The 25095-nt window shown below is 61.5% G+C and carries 23 protein-coding genes; 12 read left to right on the plus strand and 11 right to left on the minus strand.

The window, feature by feature from the left end; translation table 11 throughout:
- Window positions 1-559: 559 nt before the first annotated feature.
- From C8D92_RS06835 to C8D92_RS06855, 5 genes are all read right to left on the minus strand, one after another.
- Window positions 560-1078, minus strand: a complete 519-nt coding sequence (locus tag C8D92_RS06835) for an Hcp family type VI secretion system effector (RefSeq protein WP_116918856.1) — start codon at window positions 1076-1078, stop codon at window positions 560-562.
- Window positions 1079-1296: 218 nt separating this feature from the next.
- Window positions 1297-2064 carry an energy transducer TonB gene (locus tag C8D92_RS06840; RefSeq protein ID WP_243402390.1) on the minus strand — a complete coding sequence of 256 codons (768 nt, stop codon included), beginning with the start codon at window positions 2062-2064 and terminating at the stop codon, window positions 1297-1299.
- Window positions 2061-2474 carry an ExbD/TolR family protein gene (locus C8D92_RS06845; RefSeq protein WP_095611816.1) on the minus strand — a complete coding sequence of 138 codons (414 nt, stop codon included), beginning with the start codon at window positions 2472-2474 and terminating at the stop codon, window positions 2061-2063. The genes C8D92_RS06840 and C8D92_RS06845 overlap by 4 nt, the downstream gene beginning before the upstream one ends.
- A gap of 4 nt (window positions 2475-2478) precedes the next feature.
- A complete protein-coding gene (locus C8D92_RS06850; protein WP_095611815.1) occupies window positions 2479-2874 on the minus strand; it encodes an ExbD/TolR family protein in 396 nt (131 codons plus the stop codon).
- Window positions 2861-3634 carry a MotA/TolQ/ExbB proton channel family protein gene (locus tag C8D92_RS06855; RefSeq protein ID WP_095611814.1) on the minus strand — a complete coding sequence of 258 codons (774 nt, stop codon included), beginning with the start codon at window positions 3632-3634 and terminating at the stop codon, window positions 2861-2863. The genes C8D92_RS06850 and C8D92_RS06855 overlap by 14 nt, the downstream gene beginning before the upstream one ends.
- 199 nt (window positions 3635-3833) lie before the next feature.
- Here C8D92_RS06855 and C8D92_RS06860 point away from each other — a divergent pair, with 199 nt between their 5' ends.
- Both C8D92_RS06860 and C8D92_RS06865 read left to right on the plus strand, forming a co-directional pair.
- Window positions 3834-6188: a sensor domain-containing diguanylate cyclase gene (locus C8D92_RS06860; protein ID WP_116918857.1), complete on the plus strand. Its 2355-nt coding sequence runs from the start codon at window positions 3834-3836 to the stop codon at window positions 6186-6188.
- Window positions 6185-7069 carry a DMT family transporter gene (locus C8D92_RS06865; RefSeq protein WP_116918858.1) on the plus strand — a complete coding sequence of 295 codons (885 nt, stop codon included), beginning with the start codon at window positions 6185-6187 and terminating at the stop codon, window positions 7067-7069. The genes C8D92_RS06860 and C8D92_RS06865 overlap by 4 nt, the downstream gene beginning before the upstream one ends.
- 48 nt (window positions 7070-7117) lie before the next feature.
- Here the strand turns inward: C8D92_RS06865 and C8D92_RS06870 are convergent, their stop codons facing one another.
- Complete coding sequence (locus C8D92_RS06870) at window positions 7118-7873, minus strand: sulfite exporter TauE/SafE family protein (protein WP_116918859.1); 756 nt, start codon at window positions 7871-7873, stop codon at window positions 7118-7120.
- Between the two features lie 199 nt (window positions 7874-8072).
- Here C8D92_RS06870 and C8D92_RS06875 point away from each other — a divergent pair, with 199 nt between their 5' ends.
- The 5 genes from C8D92_RS06875 to C8D92_RS06895 all read left to right on the plus strand — a co-directional run bounded on the left by C8D92_RS06875 (window position 8073) and on the right by C8D92_RS06895 (window position 13134).
- Complete coding sequence (locus tag C8D92_RS06875) at window positions 8073-9554, plus strand: amidase (protein WP_116918860.1); 1482 nt, start codon at window positions 8073-8075, stop codon at window positions 9552-9554.
- Window positions 9555-9711: 157 nt separating this feature from the next.
- Complete coding sequence (locus C8D92_RS06880) at window positions 9712-10293, plus strand: hypothetical protein (RefSeq protein ID WP_095611809.1); 582 nt, start codon at window positions 9712-9714, stop codon at window positions 10291-10293.
- A gap of 358 nt (window positions 10294-10651) precedes the next feature.
- Window positions 10652-11659 (plus strand): methionine ABC transporter ATP-binding protein, encoded by a 1008-nt coding sequence (locus tag C8D92_RS06885; protein WP_116918861.1) that lies wholly within the window; start codon window positions 10652-10654, stop codon window positions 11657-11659.
- The gene (locus tag C8D92_RS06890; RefSeq protein ID WP_095611801.1) at window positions 11656-12324 is read left to right on the plus strand and encodes a methionine ABC transporter permease; all 669 of its coding nucleotides are present in this window, start codon (window positions 11656-11658) and stop codon (window positions 12322-12324) included. Before C8D92_RS06885 ends, C8D92_RS06890 begins: the two co-directional genes overlap by 4 nt.
- Window positions 12325-12357: 33 nt before the next feature.
- Window positions 12358-13134, plus strand: coding sequence for a MetQ/NlpA family ABC transporter substrate-binding protein (locus C8D92_RS06895; RefSeq protein WP_165819255.1), 777 nt, complete (start codon window positions 12358-12360; stop codon window positions 13132-13134).
- Between the two features lie 67 nt (window positions 13135-13201).
- Here C8D92_RS06895 and C8D92_RS06900 read toward each other — a convergent pair whose 3' ends face one another.
- Together C8D92_RS06900 and C8D92_RS06905 are read right to left on the minus strand one after the other, a co-directional pair.
- On the minus strand, window positions 13202-13855 hold the full coding sequence (locus C8D92_RS06900) for a peroxiredoxin (RefSeq protein ID WP_095611799.1): 654 nt from the start codon (window positions 13853-13855) through the stop codon (window positions 13202-13204).
- Between the two features lie 116 nt (window positions 13856-13971).
- On the minus strand, window positions 13972-15336 hold the full coding sequence (locus C8D92_RS06905; protein ID WP_116918863.1) for an alanine/glycine:cation symporter family protein: 1365 nt from the start codon (window positions 15334-15336) through the stop codon (window positions 13972-13974).
- Window positions 15337-15572: 236 nt separating this feature from the next.
- Between C8D92_RS06905 and C8D92_RS06910 the strand changes: the two genes are divergently transcribed.
- A complete protein-coding gene (locus C8D92_RS06910) occupies window positions 15573-16490 on the plus strand; it encodes an alpha/beta fold hydrolase (protein WP_243402391.1) in 918 nt (305 codons plus the stop codon).
- Between the two features lie 220 nt (window positions 16491-16710).
- Window positions 16711-17112: a CBS domain-containing protein gene (locus C8D92_RS06915; RefSeq protein ID WP_095611818.1), complete on the plus strand. Its 402-nt coding sequence runs from the start codon at window positions 16711-16713 to the stop codon at window positions 17110-17112.
- 40 nt (window positions 17113-17152) lie between these two features.
- Here C8D92_RS06915 and C8D92_RS06920 read toward each other — a convergent pair whose 3' ends face one another.
- Complete coding sequence (locus tag C8D92_RS06920; RefSeq protein ID WP_243402392.1) at window positions 17153-18292, minus strand: HD-GYP domain-containing protein; 1140 nt, start codon at window positions 18290-18292, stop codon at window positions 17153-17155.
- A 168-nt stretch (window positions 18293-18460) separates the two neighbouring features.
- Between C8D92_RS06920 and C8D92_RS06925 the strand changes: the two genes are divergently transcribed.
- Window positions 18461-19507, plus strand: coding sequence for a GGDEF domain-containing protein (locus tag C8D92_RS06925; protein ID WP_116918865.1), 1047 nt, complete (start codon window positions 18461-18463; stop codon window positions 19505-19507).
- A gap of 34 nt (window positions 19508-19541) precedes the next feature.
- On the opposite strand, the gene C8D92_RS06930 is transcribed toward C8D92_RS06925, so the two are convergent.
- Entirely contained in the window at window positions 19542-21398 is a 1857-nt protein-coding gene (locus tag C8D92_RS06930) for a methyl-accepting chemotaxis protein (RefSeq protein WP_116918866.1), read from the minus strand.
- 268 nt (window positions 21399-21666) lie between these two features.
- Here C8D92_RS06930 and C8D92_RS06935 point away from each other — a divergent pair, with 268 nt between their 5' ends.
- Window positions 21667-22548, plus strand: a complete 882-nt coding sequence (locus C8D92_RS06935; RefSeq protein WP_095611795.1) for an EamA family transporter — start codon at window positions 21667-21669, stop codon at window positions 22546-22548.
- Between the two features lie 178 nt (window positions 22549-22726).
- On the opposite strand, the gene C8D92_RS06940 is transcribed toward C8D92_RS06935, so the two are convergent.
- A complete protein-coding gene (locus C8D92_RS06940) occupies window positions 22727-23893 on the minus strand; it encodes an acyl-CoA dehydrogenase (RefSeq protein ID WP_116918867.1) in 1167 nt (388 codons plus the stop codon).
- A gap of 123 nt (window positions 23894-24016) precedes the next feature.
- Between C8D92_RS06940 and C8D92_RS06945 the strand changes: the two genes are divergently transcribed.
- Window positions 24017-25066: an NAD(P)-dependent alcohol dehydrogenase gene (locus tag C8D92_RS06945; protein ID WP_116918868.1), complete on the plus strand. Its 1050-nt coding sequence runs from the start codon at window positions 24017-24019 to the stop codon at window positions 25064-25066.
- Window positions 25067-25095: the final 29 nt, after the last annotated feature.

Raw genomic sequence — 25095 nt, forward strand, 5'->3', positions numbered from 1 at the left:
GATGGGCTGTTCGAGCACGTCCCCTGCGGCAACCGCCGCATCGGTACTGGCCAGCTCAACAACGCCCTCGAACAACTCGGAGAGCCCCTCGTGCACTGAGAAGCCCACCACCGCGAAATGATCGTCCGGCAGTTGGCCCACCCGGACGGTGAATTGCAGTCCTTTGGCCTGTGGCATGATCTTCGGTCCGTGAAGATGAATCGATTGCTTGTTCGCCGCGGAATCCGCGGAAGGACGCGGAAAAATAAAAAGACGTTTTTAGCCACGGAAAGACACAGAAAACACGGAAAAATATCGTGAAGAGACTGTAGGAGCTTGCCTGCAAGCGACTCGTTTGATCGCAAACGCGATAGAACTCTCAAGTGCGTCGCGAGCAGGCTCGCTCCTACAACTTATTGTTCACGCCCGAAGGGCGTTTCCGTGCTTTCCGTGTCTTTCTGTGGCTATTCAATCTCTTCCGCGTCTTTCCGCGGGTTCCGCGGCGATATTCTATTCGATGGCTACCCAATCCAAAACGGCCAGCATGGCTGGCCGTTTCAGGTTGCGCAACCGGTATGGTTTACGCTTCCATCGGTGAGCGCCAGTCGTCGCCACCGGAGGTGCCGGCGATGGTGTGCTCCCAGGAGACTTTCCGGTAAGCCACGGACACTTCCACCAGCTGAGTGAACTCCGCGTTGGACGGATCCTGGCAGTGCGGCATCTTGCAGTCGATGTTGATGATGGTCGCATCTTCCAGGATGGTGGAGAAGAAGTGTTCCTGCTTGCCTTCCACAGACGTGCGGTACCACTTCAGCTCGACCTTCGGCAGCATTTCGCCGGATGCGAGCGCGTTGTACATCAGCGGCGTGGCCTTGTTCAGTGCTGCCGTGAACTTGAACGGCTTGTGAACGCGCTGGCCGGAGGGCTGACCGGACTGCGGGTCGGTCGGCACGGTGACGGTGTGGTCGAATTCCTGCACCAGCACTTCGTCTTCGTGACCTTCCACGTAGATGTTACCGACGGAGTCGGAGGTGAATGCGCCGGCGGTGATGTTGCCCTGAGTCTGGCCTTCGATGCTGATATAACAAGGAGTTGGCATGTGTCTGCTCCATGACGTGTGTGAATGAATGCCAGAGTCCTTTCCGCTCTGGTCATGCGTTTCATAACAAGGGCTGTGCCAGAATTAATAACCTGTTTTATATCAGCGAGATGAGATCACTTTCTTGTTTTCGGTGGGTTTGGAGGCAAGCAACTTGTTGCGTTCTTCGGGCAAATACTTGCTCGCCGGGCAAGTCCTGACTTGATGCGCCTGGCGCCTCACTGAAGCTGGAATCGGATGGGGATGGTAAAGCCAAAGGTCTGTCCTTCCATATCCTCGGGAACGACGGGCAGCGGTTCCGCGTCGCGGATGATGTCTTTTGCGGCCTCATCCAGCAGCGGGTAATCGGAGGGGGCGGTGATGGACAACGACACCAGCTCCCCGTCCCGGTTGAAGCGGAACCGGACTTCGGGCGTGCCTTCCTGGTTCAGGCGCTTGGCGCGCCGGGGGTAGTCATAGTGACGCGCCAGATGCCGGTTCAGCCGGGTCAGGTATTCGTCCGTCCGGTCGGACTGGCCGGCCTGAAGCGACACATCGCTGGCCGATTCCTGCGTTTCACCTTCACGGGCTGTCTCGGCCGAGGTTGTTGTCTGCGCCTGAGTGGTGGCCTTATCCGTTGACGCCATGTCGGGGGCCGGCTCAGCCTGTTTCTCTGGCTCTGGCTCTGGCTCTGGCTCTGGCTCTGGCTCTGGCTCTGGCTCTGGCTCTGGCGTCGGTTCAGGCTCCGGTTCCGGTTCGGGCTCTGGTGTTGGCTTCGGCTTTGGCTCTGGCTTTGCCGGCTCGGTTGATGGCTGAGGCTCCGGGGCCGACGCGGACTCGGCCTGCGTCGCATCCGCGAGCGAGATCTGGATGGCGGTCCGGCTGGTCTGGCTGGCATTGCCCCTGGCGTTCAGGTCCTGCGGCAGCGACCGCAGTGCCAGCGCGCCGACGGTGAGCGTCACCAGAATGGCAATCAGCATGAGGACACACTGGACGGGACGATTCACGAGGCCGGCTCCGTGAGGACCGTGACGGTCTCGTAGCCGGCCTGCTCCAGGCGACGGAACAGGCGCTCCAGCGATGCCATGCTCAGATCCCGGTTTGCACCGATCCGCAGGGGACGTTCGCCGGGAGAGACCGCCAGGTGCTGGGTCAGCTGGTCGGCAGACACGGGGTCTCCGTTGATGCGCCACTGGTCGGGACCGGTCACGATCAGATCCACCGAAGGCTGCTCTCCGCCCTCGGTGCCCTGGCTCATTGGCAGGGGTGGCAGTGGGTCGTCCGTCAGGCGTCCCGCCAGGATGAAGAACATCAGCAATAGAAACACCAGGTTGATCAGGGGCAGCATGGCGTCTTCCACCCGATCCATGAGGGGCTTCTCGTGGCTGGCGATCGGTTCCTGCTTCAGTGGCGTCATGGGGTCAGGCCTCGCCCGGCGCTGGCCGATCCCAGCTTACCGTGATGCCGGTTTGTTTCAGCGTGGTCAGAACCCGGGTGAATTCGCCCAGCGAGGCCTCGCCTTCCGTCGACAGATTGAGCTCGGTCACGGCGGCCTGCTCCAGCTCGTTCGTGAGTGCCGGCAGCGACCAGTCCTCGCCCCGCCAACGTACGTCGCCACTGCCCAGCAGGGTCAGCGACGGGACCGGCTCGGCATCGCTGGGCGCACCGGCTTTCGTCACGTTCTCCAGCTCAATCTGGCTGGTTGGCAGTAGTCGGGACGTGAGCATGAAGAACACCAGCAGGATGAACACCACGTCGATCAGTGGCGTCATCCGAATGGGCAGGCGTTTGGGTGGACGGGGCTCAACCAGCTGCATGGGCGAAGCGCTGGTCCTCCGGTATCGCCCGGGCCTCTGAGGGAACGGCCTGGTCCGACACGGCGGCATCCGGATCGTCGTTCTGGTTGTCCGTGCCTGTCGCCAGCGGAACCCTCAGGATCGCCACAAGCGTCTCGTTCATCCCGGTATTGAGACGGCGCAGGCGGAATTCCAGCCAGGCCGCAATCGCAGCCATGGGAATGGCGACCACCAGGCCGGCGGCGGTGGTGGACAGGGCCTCGTAGATCCCGCCGCTCAGTTGACTGGCATTGGCCCGGCCCTCGGTGGCGGCCATGGCGTTGAAAGCGTCCATCATGCCCATCACGGTCCCGAGCAGGCCCAGTAGTGGGGCCAGCGCCGCGATCACTTCAATGATCTTGAGGGGCGCTTCAAATGGCTGGAGTGCGCGCTGGGCCTGTTGGGCCGCCTGTTCCCGGACCTGTGTCTCGCTGGTGTTGGCCAGGCGGGCCTTCATGGTGTCAGCCGTCAGCCGGACCAGTGGGTTCCAGCGGGCCAGGCGCCCCGTGCGGTTGTTCAGGGACTGGCTCACGTCCTGGCTGGGGCGGGCACGCCATTGATCGATGGCCGAGCGAACGGCCCGGGTCGTCCGTGGTGCGAACAGTGTGCCGACCATCACGGTGTACAGGAAGGTGGCAAAACCAATCACCGCCAGGACAAGCAGTACGATCATGACCGGGCCGCCGAAATCGATCAGTTGGTGCAGGGGGCCGGTGGTCATCGTTGTGGAAAGACTGGACATCTTGGGCTCCGGTTCCCGGCGAAAGCGGGTGTCTGGGCTCGGACAGCAACCCGCAAATAGTAACGATTCTTATTGAACTTTTCCACTGCTATTCGCGGGGTATCACGGTTCGACGGATGCCGGCGTCTGCGGCGGATCGTAGAATGACGCGCCAACTTAACTAGACTGACCGATAGCGAGGGTGAACCCCGGGAACGGTATGCTTTGGAAACAGATTGCGCACTGGCTCGACAGCGTCCGGCATCAGGCTGTTGGCGTCATGGTATTTGTTGTCGTGTTCACCGTTCTGACAGCCACCGTTGTGGGCACGATCACCGCCCGTGACGAATTGGCGTCCCAGGCCCGGGACGGCGCGCGAACCATGGCGGGGATGGTCGCCAACCGCATCGATGGCCTTCTGGATGAGCGCTACCGGGCCGTCACCCGAGCTGCCGACGGTCTGACCATGTCCTCAGAGGCGCTGGAAGGGCGCGCGCAGTTGCTGCTGAAGCGCCAGCAGGTGTTGTCCGAACTGATGGACAACCTCTATTTGGTGGATGAGCGTGGCGATCTGTTGGCGGCGCTGCCAGAGGACGCGAGGTTGGCCGGTGTTTCCATTGACGATCGGGAGTATTTCCAGCGTGCGACCGGTCAGATGACGACTGTGATTTCCCAGCCTATGGTCTCCCGCAACGGACAGACCCCGGTGGTGGTCATTGCCGCTCCGGTGTTCGACCACGTCCGGCGCCTGACCGGCGTGCTCCAGGGTTCCTTCGATCTGACGGGTAACAATTTCACCGGGCGGATCAACGAGCTGACGTTAGGTCGAACGGGGTATGTCACCGTCGGCACGCGCAGCGGCACCATGCTGGCCCATCCAAATCCGCAGCACATCAATCAGCCGGTGCCCGGGACGAACCCGGCGATCCGGTCGGCGCTTGCCGGTGAAGAAGGGGTTCGGCGGGCGAATAATCGCGATGGACAGACCGTGCTGGTTGCGTACCGCCAGCTGAATGAAGCGCCCTGGTTCGTCACCGTCGCGATTCCCATCCGGGAAGCCTATGCCCCCGTTTATCGTCTTTACTGGACGGTCTTCTGGGTCGTTCTGGTTACGGTGGTGGTGATTGTGCCGCTGACACTGCGGGTGTTCAGCCGGCTTCTGCGGCCTTTGGAGGATCTGGCGGGCCAGATCGTTGAACGCCATGCCGGCCGTCGAACCGAGCCCGTGCGCGTCGGGGGCGGACTCGAAATCCGGCGGGTGGCGACAACGTTCAACGATGTCATGGCCGAGCGCGAGGAAGCCGCCTGGCATCTCGAAGAGCGCGAGGCCTTCTTCCGGTCATTGTCCGAGCGGGCGCCAACGGGCATCGCCCAGGCCGATGTCGAGGGGCATCTGGCCTACACCAACGGCGCCTTTCAGGCGATTCTGGGGCTCCCCGCGGAGGAGATCCGGGGTTACCCGATGTCCCGATGGATTGACTCGCGCGATCGTCCGGAAGTGGTTGACGAATGGCGGCGCGCGGTCGCTTCGGGGAATGTGTACTATGGCCGGCTCCGCCTCGTCCGTGACGACGGGCAAGTGGTTTGGGTGGAGGCGATGACCTCCGGTGTGGAAGCCCATGACCGTCAGCTGGGAACCGTGACGGTGGTGCGTGATATCACCCATGAGCATCAACTTGAGCAGCGCCTGCGAGCGGAGCGAAACCGGGCTGAGAGTACGTTGCGGGTTATGCAGGAAGGGGTGTTGCTCACGGATGCGTCGGGGGTCATTCGTTCGGCCAATCCGCCGGCTGCCCGTTTTCTTGGCCTGAATGAGCCGCTGGAGGGCACGGTCCTGTTTGAGGGCGTCCGGATCACGGCGGATGATCGCTCATGGACGCTGGAGGATTTCCTGACGTCACCGGCACTGAACAGCCTGGATGCCATTCTTGAGAATGCCCGCAACGAGCGCTTCGAGGTCGAGCTGACGTTGATTCGCCCGGACCGGAGCGATGAGGACGAGCTGCTGGTGTTTGTCATTCGTGATGACAGTGAGCGCCGTCGGGAAGAGGAGCGCCTGTCCTGGCAGGCGACTCATGACAGTCTGACGCGACTGGCAAACCGGCGTGCGTTCAACGATGTCCTGACGCGACTGGTGGCCGAGAACGTGCGCCCAACGGCCTTGATGCTCATTGATCTGGATCATTTCAAGCCAGTGAACGATACAGGCGGGCACCTGGTCGGCGACCATCTTCTGAAGCGTCTGGCCGAGGCCCTTCAGAATGGCGTGCGCCAGAGTGATCTGGTGGCCCGCCTGGGGGGCGATGAGTTTGCCGTGATTCTGACCGGATGTGATATGGAGCGTGCGTCGGTTATTGCCGAGAATCTCAGGGGCGCGATTGCGAATCTCGCCGTGGCAGACGGGAGCCGCACGTATGGGGTGACCGCCAGTATTGGTCTGACGGCACTGGGTGAGGATGATCACGCCATTCGTGATGTCGTCAATCGGGCCGATGAGGCAGCCTATGAGGCCAAGCGTCTGGGGCGGAACCGGGTGGTGATCGACCCTGATGAAATCGTGGTGCAAGAGCCGTGACATCGGCGCATTCCCTGCGCTGGCGTGGCTTCGTGATTGCCGGGCTTGGCGTCCTGTTTCTGTCTCCGGACTCGCTGCTGGTCAAAGCCACGAGCGTCACGCCCGTGGTCTTCCTGTTCTGGCGCGGTCTGCTGATCGGCCTGTCCTTTCTGGTCATCAATCACCTTCGGTATGGACGCGATCTGCCGATCCAGATGCGCCGTTGCGGCAAACGGGGGCTCTACTGCGGCGTGGCGTTCGCCGGCAGTACCCTCGGTTTCGTCACCGGCGTGAAGTACACGGCGGCCGGGAATGTGCTGGTGATCCTCAACACGGCGCCGGTTATTGCCGCCCTGATCGCCTGGCTGGTCTGGAAGGAACGTCTTCCGCTGCGCACCTGGATCCTGATCCTCATCTGTGTGGGTGGCGCCTCGCTCATGGCCGTCGGCGAGATGGGCGGTGGTGAGCCCATTGGGCTGGTCATGGCGGGGGTGGCGGCTTTCTCGCTGGCGTCCAACCTGGCCGTCGCCCGGTCCCGGCCCGAGGCCGATATGAGTGTGATGCTGATCATCGGCGCGGTGCTGGTGGCCGTCACAGCGGCGTTGTTTGGTGGCGCGCAGTGGCCGGGATGGCGGGATTTCGGTCTGATCGTTCTGCTGTGCGTGGGCTTTCTGCCGGTCGCCAGCATCCTGATCCAGACCGGGCCGCGCTACCTGCCTGCGGCGGAGGTCAGTCTGTTCCTGTTGCTGGAGACGGTGCTGGGCACGTTGCTGGTCTGGTTCTTTCTCGGTGAACTGCCGGGGCCGCTCGGATTCCTCGGCGGCAGCATCATCCTCGGGTCGCTGGCCGTCAATGGCGTGATCGAAGACTGGAAGGAGCGCCGGGCGCTGGGCCACCCCTAATTAGGGCGCCGCCTCTGAAAAAGCTCCTGAGGCGGCTCACGGGCTTTTTCAGAAGCTCCCAGCCGCTTGCCAGATCAGTCGCAGTGCCAGCACCGTCAGCAGGATGTTGAACCAGCGCTTGAAGCGCGAATCACTGAGTTCGTTCAGAATGCGCAGGCCCAGCCAGGTGCCGAAAAAGCCGCACAGGATCATGACGGCAATGAATGGCAGCCACTCGGCCAGAGCGAACCCCGCCAGACCGAAGACCAGCGCTTTGGGCAGGTGTTGAAGGGTCATGGCCGTGGCGAAGGTCGACACCGTGCGGAACCGGTCCCGGTGAATCTGCTTCACAAATGCAGCCACCAACGGACCGGTGGCGCCAACAAACAGACTGACGAATGTGGTCACCGTCGCGGCGCAAAACGTGCCGACAGGGCCCAGAATGCCCTTGGGCAGAGGCGGTCCCCAGCATAGATAGAGAATGAAAAGCGCGATGGTGAGCTGCCAGATGGCCTCCGGCAGGTGCGCCAGTAGCATCGCCCCGACGCCAGCCCCCAGGATCACGCCAGGCAGGAACGCGCCGATGACCCGCCAGTCAATGTGGTGCCAGGTCATGCTGGCCCGGCCCGCATTCGAGCCCAACTGAATGACGCCGTGGACCGGAATGATGGCGGCCGGTGGCAGCCACAGGGCCATCAGTGCGAGCAGGAGGGCGCCGCCACCGGCACCGAGGCTCGCCGTGATCATGGAGGTCACAACGGACAGGCCGAAGAAAACCAGCGCGAGAGCGGGTGAGAGGGCATCAGGCAGCCATTCGGTGATCAACGGGGACGACTCCGGTTGCCGGCAACAGGCTGGACCGTATGATAGGCAGTCACAAGTCACAAGTCACAAGTCACAAGTCACAAGTCACAAGTCACAAGTCACAAGTCACAAGTCACAAGTCACAAGTCACAAGTCACAAGTCACAAGTCCGGACTGCTCAGCAGATGATCCCGGAGAACAACAAGAATGAGGGCATACCATGGACAGTCATGAATACCGTCAGTTTGACGCCGTCGGTCTGGCACAGGCCATTCGCGCGGGTGATTTATCGGTGCGGGAGGTGACCGAAGCGGCCATTGAGCGGGCCGAAGCGGTCAACCCGACTCTGAACGCGATCTGTCACGAACGATTTGGCCGGGCACAGTCCCGGACAGAGGCCGGCGATGGCCCGTTTGCCGGGGTGCCGTTTCTCTGCAAGGATCTGGCTCAGGAAGAGGCGGGTGAGCCCTGCACCATGGGCAGTCGTGGGCTTCTCAAGCAGGTGGCGGATGTGGATTCGGCCTATGTCGCGCGGGCGAAAGCGGCGGGTCTCACGATTCTCGGCCGGACCACGACGCCTGAACTGGGCCTGAAAGCGGTTACCGAGTCCCGCCTTTGGGGACCAACCCGCAATCCGTGGGACACCGACCGCACGCCGGGCGGTTCGAGTGGCGGTTCCGGGGCCGCCGTGGCTGCCGGTGTGGTCCCAATGGCGGGTGCCAATGACGGCGGTGGTTCGATCCGGATTCCGGCCGCCTATAACGGCCTGTTTGGTCTGAAACCATCCCGTGGCCGCCTGTCCGCAGGCCCTCAGAACGGTGAGTACTGGACCGGTGCCTCGGCCGACCTGGTGGTCAGTCGAACGGTCCGGGACAGTGCCGCTATGCTGGACGTGCTCGCCGGCCCGGAGCCCGGTGATCCGTTCGCCATTCCCATGCCGGAGACGTCCTGGTTTGATGCGCTCAGTGACGCACCACGACCGTTGCGGATCGGCGTTTTTACAGCGTCTCCTTATGGCACCGATGTGGCCCCGGAGTGTATCGACGCCGTTGAGAATACCGCCCGAACACTGGAAGCCCTGGGGCATCATGTGGAGTATGCCCAGCCCGAGATTGACGGACAGGCGCTGGCACGGTGTTATCTCGGGCTGTACTTCGGCGAGGTCTCGGCCATCATTGATCGGGCGGAAGAGCGGTTCGGAGCCAGTGACGCGGATTTCGAGCTGGATACCCGGCTGATCGGCATGCTCGGGCGAAGCCTGCCGCTGCCGGATTACGTCCGTATGCGCCAGCAATGGAACGATTTCGCCCGGGCACTGGGCCAGTTTTTCGGCACCCGGGATCTGTATCTGTGTCCGACCACAGGGCAGGGGCCGGCCCGCATCGGTGAGCTGGACACCCCGGGCGCGCTGCGGTTCGCCGAGCGTCTGATGCTGATGCTTCGGGCCGGCAAGCTGGTGCATCGCAGTGGGTTGGTGGACCATATGGCGATGGACAGCCTCGCGCGCACACCGTTCACCCAATTGGCGAATCTGACCGGCACGCCGGCCATGTCGGTTCCGACTCACTGGACCGCCGACGGGTTGCCAGTCGGTGTTCAACTCGGTGCCGCCCATGGGCAGGAGACTGTGCTGTTGCAACTGGCAGCGCAACTGGAGCAGGCCATGCCCTGGTCCCATCGTTATGAGGCCATCGGGTTGTGATCCGTCCGTGTCGACACCACGTTTAACCCAGTAAAGAGACCGGCTATGCTGTCGGTAGGCGTGGGCGATTTCGATGGCCCACCCTGGGCAGTCACTGAGGGGCAACCGCCGACCAGTGTCTCCCGACCCCGTTGTTGGCAGGAGGAGGCAAGCGATCATGAAGCAGCAGATTGCGATTGATGAACTGGTATCCGTGGCCCAGGGCGAGGCCATGGGTGAGCTGGATGCCCCGATGATGGCCATCGTCCTGTCACCGGAGCAGAGCTACGATCTGCCGATCCAGTCCCTGGAGACGGACGCGGACAAGGCCCGCTGGGCCCTGATCCTGCGCGCGGCCCGGGAGCATGTGTCGGCGGACGCTGTGGCGGTGCTCTACCCGGCTTGGACCACCATTAAAACCCGCCAGGAAACCGGCCAGGAGCCGGATGACGACACCATCGACCCGATCGATACCCTGTTCGTCCAGCTCCACACCCGCGACCGGATTTACTGGCGTGGTTTCGAGCAGATTCGCGACCCGCGCCACCAGCGGATTGTTGGATTCCGCCGGATTGGAGCGCTGTCCACAGACTATGATCGGGGGGACGCCCCTTCCGTGGCCGCATGGCTGAACACCCTGTTCGAGCCGTTGCCGGAAGACGGCGAGGAAACCGAGGTGGACCGCGAGTTGGCCGATCTGCTTGAAGAACCCGAAGTCAGTGCCGCGCTTTATCCTCGCGAAATGCGCAGCCTGCACTGACATCGGTTCGGACCCTGCCCGTCGGCCCGGTGTCGACCGGCAGGGTCTCGAGTGGTCTTGATCACTGCTGTGTCGCTGGTCAGAGCAGCACGGCGGTGTTGCGCTCATTCGAACCGAACATGCCAGTCCCGCAATGGTGCGCCGTGCTGATCAACCCAACCGACACGCGTTAAAGGCCAGTGACGCGTTTGCACACGCTCTGAATGCGCATCATTCATCACGGCCCGGACAGCAGGTGCAGACAAAGCCGAGCCTGCTTGACGAAGGGGCCCGACCCGTCAGGGGTTGCCGGTATTCGGGTGTTGCCTTCCCTCGGGTATAATGCCCGGTTTTCGTCACAGAACCCCCGGGGACAACCGTGATTGAACTGATTGATGTGGAGAAGTCCTACGTGGTGGACGGTCGCGCGGTGCCAGCGCTGAAACCGACCCGGCTGGAGATCGCCAATGGCGAGGTATTTGGAATCGTGGGCCATTCCGGTGCCGGCAAGTCCACCCTCGTGCGACTGATCAACCGGCTGGAGGCGCCCAGCGGTGGCCGTGTCGTCATCGATGGTGAGGATGTCACCGGTTATGGCGATGAGGACCTGCGTGCCTTTCGACGAAAAGTCGGCATGATATTCCAGCACTTCAACCTGCTGTTTTCCAAGACGGTGGCCGACAATATTGCGTTTCCAATGAAGCTGGCGGGCATCTACAGCCGGGCGGAAATCCGCGAGCGGGTCGACGAGCTGCTGCAGCGCGTGGGCCTGACCGATCAGGCCCGCAAATATCCCGCGCAGCTTTCCGGTGGCCAGAAACAGCGGGTCGGTATCGCCCGCGCTCTCGCCTGCCGCCCCAGCATCCTGCTGTGTGATGAAGCCACGAGCGCCCTCGATCCCCAGACGACGCAGTCGGTCCTGCGCCTGCTGGCGGACATCAACCGGGAGCTGAACCTGACGATCGTACTGATCACTCACGAAATGGACGTGGTGCGCCGCGTCTGCGACCGGGTGGCGGTGATGGATGCCGGTGAGGTGGTGGAATCCGGACCCGTGACCGACGTGTTCCTGCATCCGCAGCACACCACATCGCGTGAATTCGTGTTCGAGAGCGAGCAGGTGGACGAAGACGAGATGCAGGAGGATTTTGCCCGCGCCCGGGGGCGTATCCTGCGACTGACATTTCAGGGGGAGTCCACCTATGAGCCACTGCTTGGCAGCGTGGCGCGTGAATCCGGAGTGGACTTCAGCATTCTTTCCGGTCGGATTGATCGCATCAAGGAGACGCCCTATGGGCAGTTGACCCTGTCGCTGGTGGGGGGGGATCTGAATGCGGCCCTCGCCGCGCTGGATCGGGCCGACGTGCATGTGGAGGTGCTGCGATGATTGAAAGTCTGCTGACCGGGGTGGATTGGCCCCAGATTGGGATGGCGAGCTGGGACACGCTCATTATGGTGGGTGTGTCACTGTTTTTCAGTGTGCTGCTGGGGCTGCCCGCAGGCGTATTACTGTTTCTGACTGGTAAGGGGCAGTTGCTGGAACAGCCTGTGGCCTACGCCATTCTGTCCTTCGTCGTGAACGTACTGCGCTCGATTCCGTTCATCATTCTGCTGATCGTGATGATTCCCGTGACGGTGATGCTGATCGGCACCTCGCTGGGGGTGGCCGGTGCGATTCCCCCGCTGGTGGCCGGTGGCGCACCATTTTTTGCACGTCTGGTTGAGACCTCCATGCGGGAAGTCGACCGGGGCATCATCGAAGCCACCCGCGCCATGGGCGCGAGTGTGCGCCAGGTGATTTTCGGGGCGCTGCTGCCGGAAGCCTTGCCGGGCCTCATTGCCGGTATTACCGTAACGGCCATTACGCTGGTTTCCTACGCGGCCATGTCCGGCGTCGTCGGCGGTGGCGGTCTGGGGGATCTGGCGATACGCTACGGGTACCAGCGGTTCCAGACCGATGTCATGATCATCACCGTGTCGTTGCTGGTGGTGTTCGTTCAGCTGCTGCAGATGCTGGGCGATCGGCTGGTGCTGTACTTCAGCCATCGATAATCAATTCGGGAAAAACGAGGACAATCCATGACTCTGAAAAAGACTCTGGTGGCACTGGCGTCTGTGCTGGCCTTTGCAACCGCTCAGGCGGATGAAACGCTCAAGGTGGCGGCGACGCCGGTGCCGCATGCCGAGATTCTCAAGTTCGTCAAACCCAAGCTGGCGGAACAGGGCATCAATCTGGAAGTGAGCGTGTTCACCGACTACGTCCAACCCAACATCCAGGTGGATCAGAAGCAGTTGGATGCCAATTATTTCCAGCATCTGCCGTATCTGGAGGAGTTCAATGACGGGCGTGGCACCGAGCTTGAGAGTGTCATCGGCGTTCACATCGAGCCGTTCGGTGCCTATTCCCGAAAAATCGGTTCACTCGATGAGCTGTCCGACGGTGCCACCGTCGCGATCCCGAATGATCCGACCAATGGCGGTCGTGCGCTGCTGCTGCTCCAGCAACAGGGCCTGATCAAGCTGAGTGATCAGGCGAAGATCACTGCGACGCCGCAGGACATCGCGAAGAACCCGAAAAATCTGGAGTTCTACGAGCTGGAAGCGGCGACGCTGCCGCGGGTTCTGGATCAGGTGGAAATGGCGATGATCAACACCAACTACGCGCTGGAAGCCGGTCTCAAGCCGACCGAGGACGCGTTGGTGCTGGAGGGCAAGGACTCGCCCTATGTGAACATCCTGGTCGCCCGTCCGGACAATCGGGACGGCGAAGCGGTGCAGGCGTTGGCCGAGGCGCTGACGTCTCCGGCCGTCCGGGGGTTCATTGAGAAGGAATACGAGGGGGCTGTGGTACCGGCGTTCTGATGGCCGTTGCTGACAGGCTTGCGTTAAAAAACGGCCGGGTGACCCCGGCCGTTTTTCGTTGCATGAGTTATTCGCCACTCCAGTTGGCCGTCGGATCCGGCGTCATGCGCAGGTATGGCCGGACCGCCTTGTAGCCTTTCGGGAAACGCTCCTGGATTTCGCCCTCGTCCTGCAGGGTTGGAACAATGACCACGTCATCGCCCTTCTCCCAGTTACCCGGCGTGGCGACCTTGTGGTTGTCCGTCATCTGCAGCGAATCGACGGCCCGCAGCACCTCGTTGAAGTTGCGACCCGTGCTGGCCGGGTAGGTAATGGTCAGCCGAACCTTCTTGTCCGAGTCGATCACGAACAGCGAGCGTACTGTCGCGGTGGCGTCGGCGTTCGGGTGGATCATGTCATACAGCTCGGACACCTTTCGGTCCTGATCCGCGATGATCGGGAAATTGACGGTGCAGCCCTGCGTGTCGTTGATGTCATCGATCCATTGTTTGTGGTCCTCCACCGGATCCACGCTCAGGGCGATCGCCTTGATATTGCGCTTGGCGAACTCGTCCTTCAGCTTCGCGGTCAGCCCCAGCTCGGTGGTGCAGACGGGGGTGAAATCCGCCGGGTGCGAGAACAGAATGCCCCAGCTGTCACCCAGCCATTCGTGGAACCGGATCGTGCCTTCGGTGGATTCCTGTTCAAAATCGGGTGCTGTGTCTCCAAGACGCAGGCTCATAGGTGATCCTCCTTTCCATATTGCTGGCCCGACCACCGGGCCAGTCAAAATCAAGCCATTCCTGTCATCATATGAGGGTCGTTGCGCGACCTTCAAAAGATTGTTTTCTCCGGTTGTTATGGCTTCTCGTTATAACCGTCGCCATTGCTGGCCATGAAATCCCGGGTCAAGCGGAATACCACCGGGCTGAGCAGGGCCAGTGCCACCAGGTTGGGAATCGCCATCATGGCGTTCAGTGTGTCGGCGACGAGCCACACGAAACCCAGGTTCAGCGTCGCCCCGACGGGAATGGCAACAATCCACAGGATACGATACGGCGTGATGGCTTTTACGCCAAACAGAAACTCCACGCAGCGTTCGCCGTAGAACGACCAGCCGAGAGTGGTGGTGAAGGCGAACACGGCCAGCGCGATGGCCACCAGATAGTTACCCACACCCGGCAGCGCCTCGGCGAAGGCCATGGACGTCAGGGCCGCACCGGATTCGCCACTGCTCCAGACACCGGAGGTGATGATCACCAAGCCGGTGATGGTGCAGATGACGATCGTGTCCAGGAAGGTGCCGAGCATGGCGACCATGCCCTGATGAATCGGGCTGCGGGTCTGGGCGGCGGCGTGGGCGATCGGGGCCGAACCAAGGCCGGCCTCATTGGAAAACACGCCGCGTGCGACGCCGAACTGGATGGCCGCCCAGACGGCGGCGCCGGCAAAACCGCCCTGGGCCGCAATCGGGCTGAAGGCGTGACGGAATACCATCGCCATCGCCTCCGGCACGGCGGCGGCGTTCAGGCCGAGGATGATCAATCCCATCACCAGGTATGAAATCGCCATGAGTGGCACCAGTGAACTGGCCACCTGGCCGATCCGGCGGATGCCGCCGATCAGGACCAGCCCCACGAGCGTGGCCAGAGTGATGCCGGTCACCCAGTGTGGGACGTCGAAGTTGGTTTCCAGGACATCAGCAACGGAATTGGCCTGCACCGTGTTCCCGATGCCGAAAGCCGCAATGGACGCAAACAGGGCGAACAGGACGCCCATCCAGGTCCAGCGGGCGCCCAGGCCATTGCGAATGTAGTACATCGGGCCGCCGACCCGGGCGCCGCGTTCATCCACTTCCCGGTAGTTTACCGCAAGCACCGCCTCGGAATACTTTGTGGCCATGCCGACCAGAGCGGTCAGCCACATCCAGAACAGCGCCCCGGGGCCGCCCAGAAAGACTGCCGTAGCGACGCCGGCGATGTTGCCGGTGCCGACGGTGGCGGACAGTGCGGTCATCAGCGCCTGGAACGGGGGGATTTCCCCGTCCTCGGTCTGCGACGCCCGACCCTGCCACATCAGTCGGAAGCCGGTACCCAGTTTCAGAATAGGCATGAGCTTGAGACCGATGCTCAGGAACAGGCCGACCCCGAGAATCAGGATCAGCATGGGCGGGCCCCAGACCCAGCCGTTGATCGTTTCAATGAGTTGGGTCAGTGTTTCCATGGTCGTGTCGTCCTGCGATCATGTTCGGTATGAATGCGATGCTAACTGTCTGCGAGTCAGTATAGCCGCTTTGCGTAAAAGCGGTGATAATACAATGGGGTAGATTGGTGCAACAGAGCGTCTGCAGGCGGGTTGCCGGAATGACAGTGCGGTCATGACAACCGGCGCATGGCGGTCCGGCCCGAATCCGGTAATCTGGTCGATATCTCCAAACCATCAACAGCAGGTAACCACGCGTGAGTGCAGCCGAATTCGAGACCAGTGAGACGCCGGTTCAGATGCCGGCCAACGGACTCCGGTTCTGTGTCGAAACCCGGGGCAATCCGGAGGGGGAACCGGTGATGTTCGTCATGGGCCTGGCGGGTCAGATGACGCTCTGGCCGGACAGCCTGATCGATCAGTACACCCGCGCGGGCTATCGGGTGATTCTCTTCGATAATCGTGACATCGGTCTGTCGAGCCGCCTCAAGGGGCATGTGAAGGGCCACCCGCTCAAGGCGATGGCCCGTTACCGGCTGGGGCTGTCGGTGCCGGCGCCCTACACCCTCTATGACATGGCCGACGACCTGGTCGGTATTCTCGATGCGATGGCCATCGACTCGGTGCATCTGTTCGGTATTTCGATGGGCGGTATGATCAGTCAGCTCGTGGCAGGGCGGTACCCGGAGCGGGTGCGGTCCGCGACGCTGGTGATGACATCGGCCAACAGCCCGAGCCTGCCCATGCCCAAGCCGGCCCTGATCTGGAAGCTGTCCGGTGGTGGGACCAATGGCCATGATGAGGCCTCGGTGGTGGAACGCTCCGTGCGCTTCTGGCAGGCGATTCAGAGTCCGGACTATCCGGCGGATCTGGATGAAGTCGCCGAACGGGTCCGCTCGGATTATCGCCGAAGCTATTATCCTGCCGGTATCCTGCGCCAGACACGGGCGATTCTTGGTGCGGGCAGTCTCGTTAACGTGACCCGCCAGATCCGGGTACCGACGACGATTATCCACGGCAAGGACGACCCGCTGGTGCGCCCGGTTGCGGCGGAGCAGCTGTCCCACCTGATTCCCCACGCACACCGGCATATGATCCCGGGCATGGGGCACGATCTGCCGAACGCCCTGATGCCGACGCTGGCGGGTCACAGTCTGGACATGATTCGCGGGTAAATGGCCGGTTTTCCGGCTGGTCGACACGATGTCGTGTCGGCCCCGTCATGGCCCTGCCGCTGGCAACCGGGAGAACGCATCGGCGTTATCAGCCATTCGTATTTCCAATAGCGAACCATCTCGCCTAAATTAAGGGTAGAGCCGGTGAAAACCGGTGCGTCCAACCCTGGGAAGAGGGAGAGAGACCGTGTCCGTTCGTTCATTGAAAGCCAGTGATGTCATGTGGAACCACATTGAGCCGATCCGCTGCGGGACGCCGCTGACCAAGGTCGTCAAGTCCCTGTTGGCGAATCACGTCACGGGGCTTCCGGTCGTCGATGAGAAGCGGCATGTGATCGGTTTTGTGTCGGAGCAGGATTGTATCCACGCGTTGCTGGTGTCCAATTATCACAGCGAAGGCGATCCGATGGTGGATGACGTGATGGTGAGCACGCCTTACACGATCTCGCCGGAAACATCGGTGGTGGACCTGGCCCAGAAGCTGGAGAAGGAAAAACCCAAGGTGTACCCGGTGGTGGAGGGAGGTCGCCTTAAAGGCATCGTCACGCGCACGGCCATCCTGGCTGCCCTGGCCCGGAGTGGCTGCGGGATCGAAACGCCACGTTATGCCGCGGCCGAATAAGGGGGCGTTTGACGGGGCTGGCTGCTCTCGTCGGAGCCCTTCATTCGCCGTAACCCCATAGCACGGCGAAATCCATGGGCGGCAGGATGTCCGGCATCTCGATGTTCATGACGGCGTACTCCTCGTGGCTGCAGTCCCGGTATGAGCTGCTCATGTACCAATAGCCGTCGGGGCTGATGATGGCCTGTGCTTCGGGGCCGGAGGTTCCGAGCGGGCGTTTTGTCACCACGGCGATTTCCTGGTTGGCCAGTCGAACCAGGGCGCCGGGAGGCGTATCGGTCAGCGCCTTGAGCAGGGCGTTAGGAGCGGCTTGGTCACTGTCAGCCTGAGCGGCGCTGGCCAGTAGCTCCCTTGCCTTGGTGATGCCCAGGCGTTCACGGTACGGACGTTTCGTGATCATCGCCATATACCGTTCGGCCAGAGCCAATGCACGGGCCTCCGGCCGTATTTGCTCCCCACGCAGGCCCTGCGGATGACCGCTGCCATCGGGCTCTTCATGATGCTGCATGACGATGGCCAGAAGCAGACGGTTATCCACACCGGCATTCTCGAGTGCCTGGGCACTGAGCTGGGGGTGTTTCCGAAGGATGGCCCGTTGATCTTCTGATAGACGCCGGTTGGAGCGGTTCAGCTTGTCAAGAAAAGGCTGTAACGCGAGATTGCCCGTCAGAGCTGCCGCCACCATGACCGTCTGGTGCTTTTCATCCATGGCCATATAGTCTCCCACGACGCTGCAGAGGATGGCGTAGAACAAAAGCTGTTCACGGGCGTCCGGTTGAACGGAATACAGGTGAACCAGGGCCAGGCACGGGTCGGTCGCCTGGCGACACAGGCGAACAATGAAACGGGCAAGTCCGAGCAGTCGCTCCCGGGCGTCGGGAGAGCGCTCGTTGATGTGTGTGATGGTCGTGCTCAGGGTTTTGAGTAGTGGCCCGTAGTCGGCGAATGGGTTGCGCTCGCGCGGCTCTTCCTCCTGATCCTGATCGGCGCCAATGTCCACTTCGTAGTGGCGGGGGTGAAAAAGCCCTCGTTCAAACAACTGCTCAAGCTGGGTATCGTTCTGGATAACATATCCCTGCTTTAACAGAACGTTGCCACGATCGTCGTAGACGGCCCATGGCAGGGGCTTGCCGACAACCAGTGCGCCGGGCGCAACGCGCATCAGGTGAGCGGAATTCACACGATCTTACTCCTTAACCTATTTAGCCAGTCTGCTTGAATCGTGGTCTCGGATGCAATGAAAGGCCCACTGTAACCGTTTGTGTCATTGGGGACACACTGCAATGAAATTGAGCTATTCTTCAAACTGGTAAAAATAGCGCCCTATCAATAACAGCGACATACATCCATGTTCTACCGGTTTCGCAACGACTTTCAGTTGTCGATCATCACGCTGCTTGGTGTCAGTGCGGTCACCGGTATTGTGCCGTTTGCCGTGTTCCGGTTCTGGAATGGCGAGGTATTAGCGGGTTTGCTGGATACCGCCATCGTGACCTTGATTATTGCTGGCATGACGTACGCCTGGGTGACAGGCGATTCCCGTCGGGCGGGTGTGTTTATGTGTGTGTTGATCTCAGCCGGCGCGGCCGCCGTTGCGATTGTGATTGGTACCAAGGCGATTTTCTGGATTTATGTTGTGCTGGTCACCAGTTTTTTTCTGGCACCACCGGCGTTGGCGACGGTCTGCAACCTGCTGATGCTGGGAGCCGTGGTGCTGGTTGGTGACCCATTCGATCAGAATCAGTCTCTGTATTCCTTTCTCGCGACTGGCATTATGGTTAGTTGCTGTGCCTATGTGTTCGGGCGCCGCAATGAAGACCAGCGTATCCGGCTGGAACGGCTCGCCACCCACGACCCACTGACGGGAGCCAAGAACCGTCGCGTCATGGAAGAGGAGATGCAGGCGGCGATCAGCACCTTCGAGCGCAATGACACGCCTCATGCTCTGGTGATTCTGGATCTCGACCATTTCAAGACCATCAACGACAACCATGGCCACGGTGTTGGTGACGTGGTCCTGCGGGATGTCGCGGATCTGGTCAACCGCCATACCCGGCTCAGTGACACACTGTTCCGGTTCGGTGGTGAGGAGTTTGTGCTTCTGATGCCCGGAGTGCGCCCCGAAGCAACGGCGTCCGTGGCGGAAAACCTGCGCTACAAGATCATGACCGAGCTACGCGGTCCGCGCGGCAGCCGGATCACCGCGTCGTTTGGCGTGGCCTCACTGCGCGTCGGCGAGTCCGATGACCTGTGGCTGGAACGGGCCGACTCTGCCCTTTACGAAGCCAAGACGACTGGACGAAACAAGGTTGTTGTGGCTGAGCGGATGGAAGACGACATGAACGCACAAGCGATCGAGGATGATCGTTTAACCACTGCGGTACCCTCCTGTTAATCGTCCGGTGACCGTATCGAATGGGACGATCAACTCACACTCTGAAACGGGACACTTGCTCGCGCAGATCCTCACCGAGCCGGGCGAGTTCGTCGCTGGCGGACGAGACCTGGTTGGCCGAGGCGGCGGATTGATCGGAGACGTCGCGGATCTGGGTGATGTTGCGGTTGATGTCCTCGGCGACCGAGGTCTGCTGCTCGGCGGCGGTGGCGATCTGGCTGTTGTACTGCTGGATGTTCTCCACGGCGCCGGCCATCTCGCGGATGGTCTCGCCGGTCGAGCGGGCGCTGTCCAGCGTCTGGTTGGCCAGTTTCGTGCCGGCTTCCATGGTCGTGACCGACTCGCCGGCGCTGGCGACCAGGTTCTCGATCAGCGTCTCGATTTCCGAGGTGGAGCTCTGGGTGCGCTGGGCCAGCGACCGCACTTCTTCGGCGACGACCGAGAAGCCACGGCCGTGCTCGCCGGCTCGGGCCGCCTCGATGGCGGCGTTTAACGCCAGCAGGTTGGTCTGGTCGGCGACCGACTTGATGACATCGAGCACGGTGGAAATGTTCTCGGTGTCACTCTGCAGCCCCTGCAGGCGCTCCATGGTGGTTTCGGCCTGGCGGTTCAGGTCGGCGATGTAGGAAACGGTTTCCTCAACCGCCTTCTCGCCGGAGCCGGACTTTTCGCTTGCCTCATTGGCGGCGTTGAAGGCCTCCTCGGCGCTGCGGGCCACATCGTTGACGGTGGAGACCATCTGGTTCATGGCGGTGGCCACCTGGTCGGTCTGGTCCTTTTGCTGGTTTACCCCTTCGCTGGTCTGCTGGGTGATCGTGGACATCTCTTCGGAAGACGAGGCGATGCTGGTGGCGCTGGTATCGATGCGCCGAACCAGATCGCGCAGGCTGGTGACCATGGTACCGAGCGCGGCGAGCAGTTGGCCGAGTTCATCGGTGCGGCCAGAGTCGACTTCCACGCGCAGATCGCCGGAAGCGACGCGGCTGGTCACATCCACCGCTTGGCGGACAGGTCCCACGATGTTACGGGTGAGAACCCAGGCGATCAGCACGGCAGCGACCAGCACACCGATGGTCGTGGCGACAATTTGAGTGACGGCCATGCCGCGGTCGCGTTCAAGCTTTCCCATTTGGATCTCGCGCAGCTCGACGGCCGTCTCCAGAGCTGTTCGGGCCGAGGACACAATCCGATCCTCGATGTCGTGTGTGGCCCGGGTCGCACTGACCAGACTCTCGAAAGAGGACACATACGCTTCGAACGGATCGCTCAGTGTCTTGCGGGATTGCTCGTCGACCTGGAGGCCGGCGATCTGATCGGCGGCTTTGCTGCTGGCGGTCTCGAACGCATTGATGGCTCCGTCGGCGTTGGTTGACGCGTAATCCTGGGCGGCGGACCGCATCGCTTTGAAGGCGTCCGTCACTTTTCGGAACTGGAAGCGTGATTGCAGCGCACCCTCAAGCGCCGTGGCGTCACTCTGAACGGATTTGGCGGCTGTCTGGCGGTCCTGGACCGCCAGCTGGAGCTCACCGAGCTGCGCCTGATAGTCCGTTACGCTGGATTCGATCGTGTCCAGTCGTTCGAGACCCGCCGGCACGACCAGCAGGTCGCGCAGTGACTGCACCTGCTGACTGGCGCTGTTGGCCTGATTGCGCGCGGTTTCCAGATACTGCTGGTCATTGCGCAACAGGAAGTTCTTCTCCGCGTTACGGGACTCAAGCAGGCTGGATTCCATATTGCTGACCATTGATACCACGGTCGAGCGTTGACTGAACATGTCGAGCGCGAACAGGCCAATGCCGGCGATCAGCATCGACATCAGGATCAGCAACGCAAAGCCACTCCCCAGCTTGGCGACCAGTGGCAGGTTGGAATACGAACGGACCAGGTTCATGGTGTGCGACTCCTCAGGAACACTCGGGACGCGAGCGACTCCAGCGTCTCAGCCAGTGCCCATGGCTCAAAGAATGCGTTTCAACTGTATGATACAGCCTGCTCAAGAGCTTATCGGCGACGCTGCTGTAAAATTGAGTAAGCGTCCGTGAGCCGACGCGCGGTTTGGTTTACGATGCCCTGGACCGGGGCTGGAATCGTCGGCCACGCACCGTTTCGATACACTCCGGGCGCCACCAGGGCGCCCACTGAATGGCGGTTTTTATTTCATGGCACTTCTCGTTTTCGTCACCATTCTCTGGGCGTTCTCCTTCAGCCTGATCGGCGAATTCCTGGCCGGTCAGGTGGACAGTGATTTTGCCGTGCTCAGCCGAGTGGTTCTGGCCGGTCTTGCCTTTCTGCCGCTGACGCGGTGGCGGGGGGTGCCAACGTCGCTCAAGCTGGGCGTTACCGTGGTCGGGGCCTTGCAGTTTGGCATCACCTACCTGTGCCTGTACCGGTCCTTCGCCTATCTCACTGTGCCCGAAGTACTCCTGTTCACGGTGTTTACACCGCTGTACGTGACGCTGATCGATGACGCCCTCAATCGGCGTTTCTCGCCGGTCGCGCTGCTGGCTGCGGCGGTGGCCACCGTGGGCGCGATGATCATCCGATACGACGGTCTGAGTAGTGACTATCTAACGGGGTTCTTGCTCCTGCAGGTGGCGAACGCGGCTTTTGCGGCCGGGCAGGTGGGTTACCGACATCTGATTCATCGCATTCCGACGGAGGTGCCTCTGTATCGTTTCTTCGGTTATTTCTATGCCGGAGCCCTGGTCTTTGCGCTCCCATCGTTCCTGATTTTTGGCAATCACCAGATGCTACCCGCCAACGGCGTTCAGTGGGGTATTCTGGCATGGCTGGGGCTGGCCGCTTCAGGGCTGGGATTGTTCCTCTGGAACCGGGGGGCGTGCCTCGTCGACGCCGGCACACTGGGTGTGATGAACAACGCCCTGGTGCCGGCGGGTCTTGTCGTGAATCTGCTGATCTGGAATCAGGACGCGGATCTTCTGCGCCTCGCCCTGGGCGGCGGCGTCATCGCCTTCTCGCTGTGGCTCAACACCCGGTTCTCGAAGTATGCGTGGTGGGGGCGAGGTCGTGTGACGACCTGAGTCGATGATAAGGATGTGTTTGCCACGGAAAGACACAGCAAAACACGGAAAGGTTTGAAAATAATGAAGGCTCAAGGTCTGAAATAGTCGCGATGTATGAGCTCGTTCCGACCTTAAAATACCCCTCCTCCGCCCGAAGGGCGTTTCCGTGCTTTCTGTGTCTTTCCGTGGCTCCAACTTAATAAAACGCCTGAATCCCCGTCTGCCCCCGGCCCAGAATCAACGCGTGAATGTCGTGAGTGCCTTCGTAGGTGTTCACCGATTCCAGGTTCATCACATGGCGGATGACGTCGTATTCATCGGAAATGCCGTTGCCACCATGCATGTCCCGGGCGGTTCGGGCGATGTCGAGGGCCTTGCCGGCGTTGTTGCGTTTGAGCAGTGAGACGGCATCCGGGGACGCCTCGCCTGCATCCATCAGCCGGCCAAGCTGAAGCGTGGCCTGAAGGCCCAGCGTGATCTCCGTCTGCATGTCGGCCAGTTTTTTCTGGACCAACTGATTGGCAGCCAGCGGGCGCCCGAACTGCTGCCGCTCCAGCGCGTACTGCCGGGCCGCGTGCCAGCAGAATTCCGCCGCGCCCAGCGCGCCCCAGCAGATGCCGTACCGGGCCTTGTTGAGACAACTGAAGGGGCCGCGGAGTCCACTGACCGTGAGTCGGTTCTCCTCGGGGACGAATACCTCATCCAGAAAGACAGACCCGGTTTCAGAGGCGCGGAGCGAAAACTTGCCTTCCAGGCGTGGCGTGTGGAGCCCCTGGCTGCCACGTTCGACCACGAAGCCGGTGATCTCGCCGTCCAGCTTGGCCCAGATCACCAGAACATCGGCAATCGGCGCGTTGGTGATCCAGGTCTTGCTGCCATTGAGCCGGTATCCGTTTTCCACGGCATGGGCGCGGGTCGCCATGCTGCCCGGGTCGGAGCCGTGATCGGGCTCGGTCAGGCCGAACGCGCCGACCAGTCGCCCAGCCGCCAGTTCCGGCAGCAGCCGCTGTTTCAGCGGTTCGGTGGCATAACGCTCAATGGGATGGATGACGAGCGAGGACTGGACGCTCAGACACGAGCGGTACGCCGAGTCCACCCGCTCCACCTCCCGGGCAATCAGCCCGTACGCCACATGACTCAGCTCCGGGCCGCCATAAGCAGCCGGCAATGTCGGACCGAGCAGTCCCTGGCTGCCCATCGCCCGGAACAGATCGCGGTCAAAGCGCTCATGACGGTTGGCTTCGCGAATGCCCGGTTGCAGTTCCGTCTCGCAGAATCGCCGGCTCGCATCTCGGATCTGGCGCTCGGTATCGCTGAGCTGGTGTTCCAGTTGCAGCAGGTCATTCCAGGCACTGGCGGTCATGAACCCTCCCGATATTAGACTTTCGTGGTGTTCCGGCACGTTAGCACGTCCAGGGACGGCCCTGTATCGTAGGATGCCAACAACAAGTCGGGACACTAAATTTCAAACGAAGAGGTTGTTTCCATGACTGTCGCTAAAGGATACGCCGCCGAAAGCAGTGACTCGGGGCTTGCCCCGTTTGAGTTTGAACGGCGCGAGCCGCGCCCGGACGATGTCTCGATCGACATTGACTACTGTGGGGTCTGTCACACGGACATTCACTTTGTCGAGAACGATTGGGGCGCCACCGTCTACCCGGTCATTCCCGGGCACGAGATTGTCGGCCGGGTGACGGCGGTTGGTCCGGAAGTCCGCAACTATCAGGTGGGCGATGTCGTCGGCGTTGGCTGTATGGTCGATTCCTGCCGGAGCTGCTCGGCCTGTGAGGCGGGCCTGGAGCAGTACTGCCTGGAAGGTATGACGGCCACTTACAATGGCAAGGATCGTCATGACGAGTCGGTGACCTACGGTGGCTATTCCAACCACGTTGTCGTCAGCGAACGGTTTGTGGTCAAGGTGCCGGAGAAACTCGACTCGGCCACTGCCGCGCCGATTCTCTGTGCCGGCATCACCACCTACTCGCCGCTGCGCCATTACGGCGTGCGGGCTGGCCACAAAGTGGGCGTCATTGGTATGGGCGGCCTGGGGCACATGGGCGTCAAATTCGCCAAGGCCCTGGGCGCGGAAGTCACCATCTTTACCCGCTCCGAGAGCAAAGTCGCCGAAGCGAAGAAGCAGGGCGCCGACCACGTGATCGTGTCCACCGACCGGGAGCAAATGAAAGCGGCTGCGGAATCGTTTGATTTCCTGCTCGATACGGTTCCGGTCCAGCACGATCTCAACCCGTACCTGAACTGCCTGACGTTCGACGGGACCCACATTCTGGTCGGGCTGCTGGAACCGGTTGAGCCTGCGCTGCAGGCCGGTGCCCTGGTGGGCAAGCGTCGCGTGCTGGCGGGGTCGCTGATCGGTGGCATGCCGGAGACCCAGGAAGTGCTGGACTTCTGCGCGGAGCATGACATTGAGTGTGATATCGAGATGCTGGATATCCACAACATCAATGACGCCTATCAACGCATGAAGAAAGGCGATGTAAAGTACCGTTTTGTGATTGATATGAAATCACTGACCTGAGACCGCCTGCGGAGAGGTGAGCCCCTCCC

The sequence above is a fragment of the Tamilnaduibacter salinus genome (assembly GCF_003096655.1).
GTDB lineage: Bacteria > Pseudomonadota > Gammaproteobacteria > Pseudomonadales > Oleiphilaceae > Tamilnaduibacter > Tamilnaduibacter salinus.

Excerpts from the sequence above, each read along its gene's own strand:
- C8D92_RS06835 (WP_116918856.1), bottom strand. The coding sequence starts at position 1,078 with ATGCCAACTCCTTGTTATATCAGCATCGAAGGCCAGACTCAGGGCAAC.
- C8D92_RS06845 (WP_095611816.1), bottom strand. The coding sequence starts at position 2,474 with ATGACGCCACTGAAGCAGGAACCGATCGCCAGCCACGAGAAGCCCCTC.
- C8D92_RS06850 (WP_095611815.1), bottom strand. The coding sequence starts at position 2,874 with ATGCAGCTGGTTGAGCCCCGTCCACCCAAACGCCTGCCCATTCGGATG.
- C8D92_RS06855 (WP_095611814.1), bottom strand. The coding sequence starts at position 3,634 with ATGTCCAGTCTTTCCACAACGATGACCACCGGCCCCCTGCACCAACTG.
- C8D92_RS06860 (WP_116918857.1), top strand. The coding sequence starts at position 3,834 with ATGCTTTGGAAACAGATTGCGCACTGGCTCGACAGCGTCCGGCATCAG.
- C8D92_RS06875 (WP_116918860.1), top strand. The coding sequence starts at position 8,073 with ATGGACAGTCATGAATACCGTCAGTTTGACGCCGTCGGTCTGGCACAG.
- C8D92_RS06880 (WP_095611809.1), top strand. The coding sequence starts at position 9,712 with ATGAAGCAGCAGATTGCGATTGATGAACTGGTATCCGTGGCCCAGGGC.
- C8D92_RS06890 (WP_095611801.1), top strand. The coding sequence starts at position 11,656 with ATGATTGAAAGTCTGCTGACCGGGGTGGATTGGCCCCAGATTGGGATG.
- C8D92_RS06900 (WP_095611799.1), bottom strand. The coding sequence starts at position 13,855 with ATGAGCCTGCGTCTTGGAGACACAGCACCCGATTTTGAACAGGAATCC.
- C8D92_RS06905 (WP_116918863.1), bottom strand. The coding sequence starts at position 15,336 with ATGGAAACACTGACCCAACTCATTGAAACGATCAACGGCTGGGTCTGG.
- C8D92_RS06915 (WP_095611818.1), top strand. The coding sequence starts at position 16,711 with ATGTGGAACCACATTGAGCCGATCCGCTGCGGGACGCCGCTGACCAAG.
- C8D92_RS06925 (WP_116918865.1), top strand. The coding sequence starts at position 18,461 with ATGTTCTACCGGTTTCGCAACGACTTTCAGTTGTCGATCATCACGCTG.
- C8D92_RS06930 (WP_116918866.1), bottom strand. The coding sequence starts at position 21,398 with ATGAACCTGGTCCGTTCGTATTCCAACCTGCCACTGGTCGCCAAGCTG.
- C8D92_RS06935 (WP_095611795.1), top strand. The coding sequence starts at position 21,667 with ATGGCACTTCTCGTTTTCGTCACCATTCTCTGGGCGTTCTCCTTCAGC.
- C8D92_RS06940 (WP_116918867.1), bottom strand. The coding sequence starts at position 23,893 with ATGACCGCCAGTGCCTGGAATGACCTGCTGCAACTGGAACACCAGCTC.
- C8D92_RS06945 (WP_116918868.1), top strand. The coding sequence starts at position 24,017 with ATGACTGTCGCTAAAGGATACGCCGCCGAAAGCAGTGACTCGGGGCTT.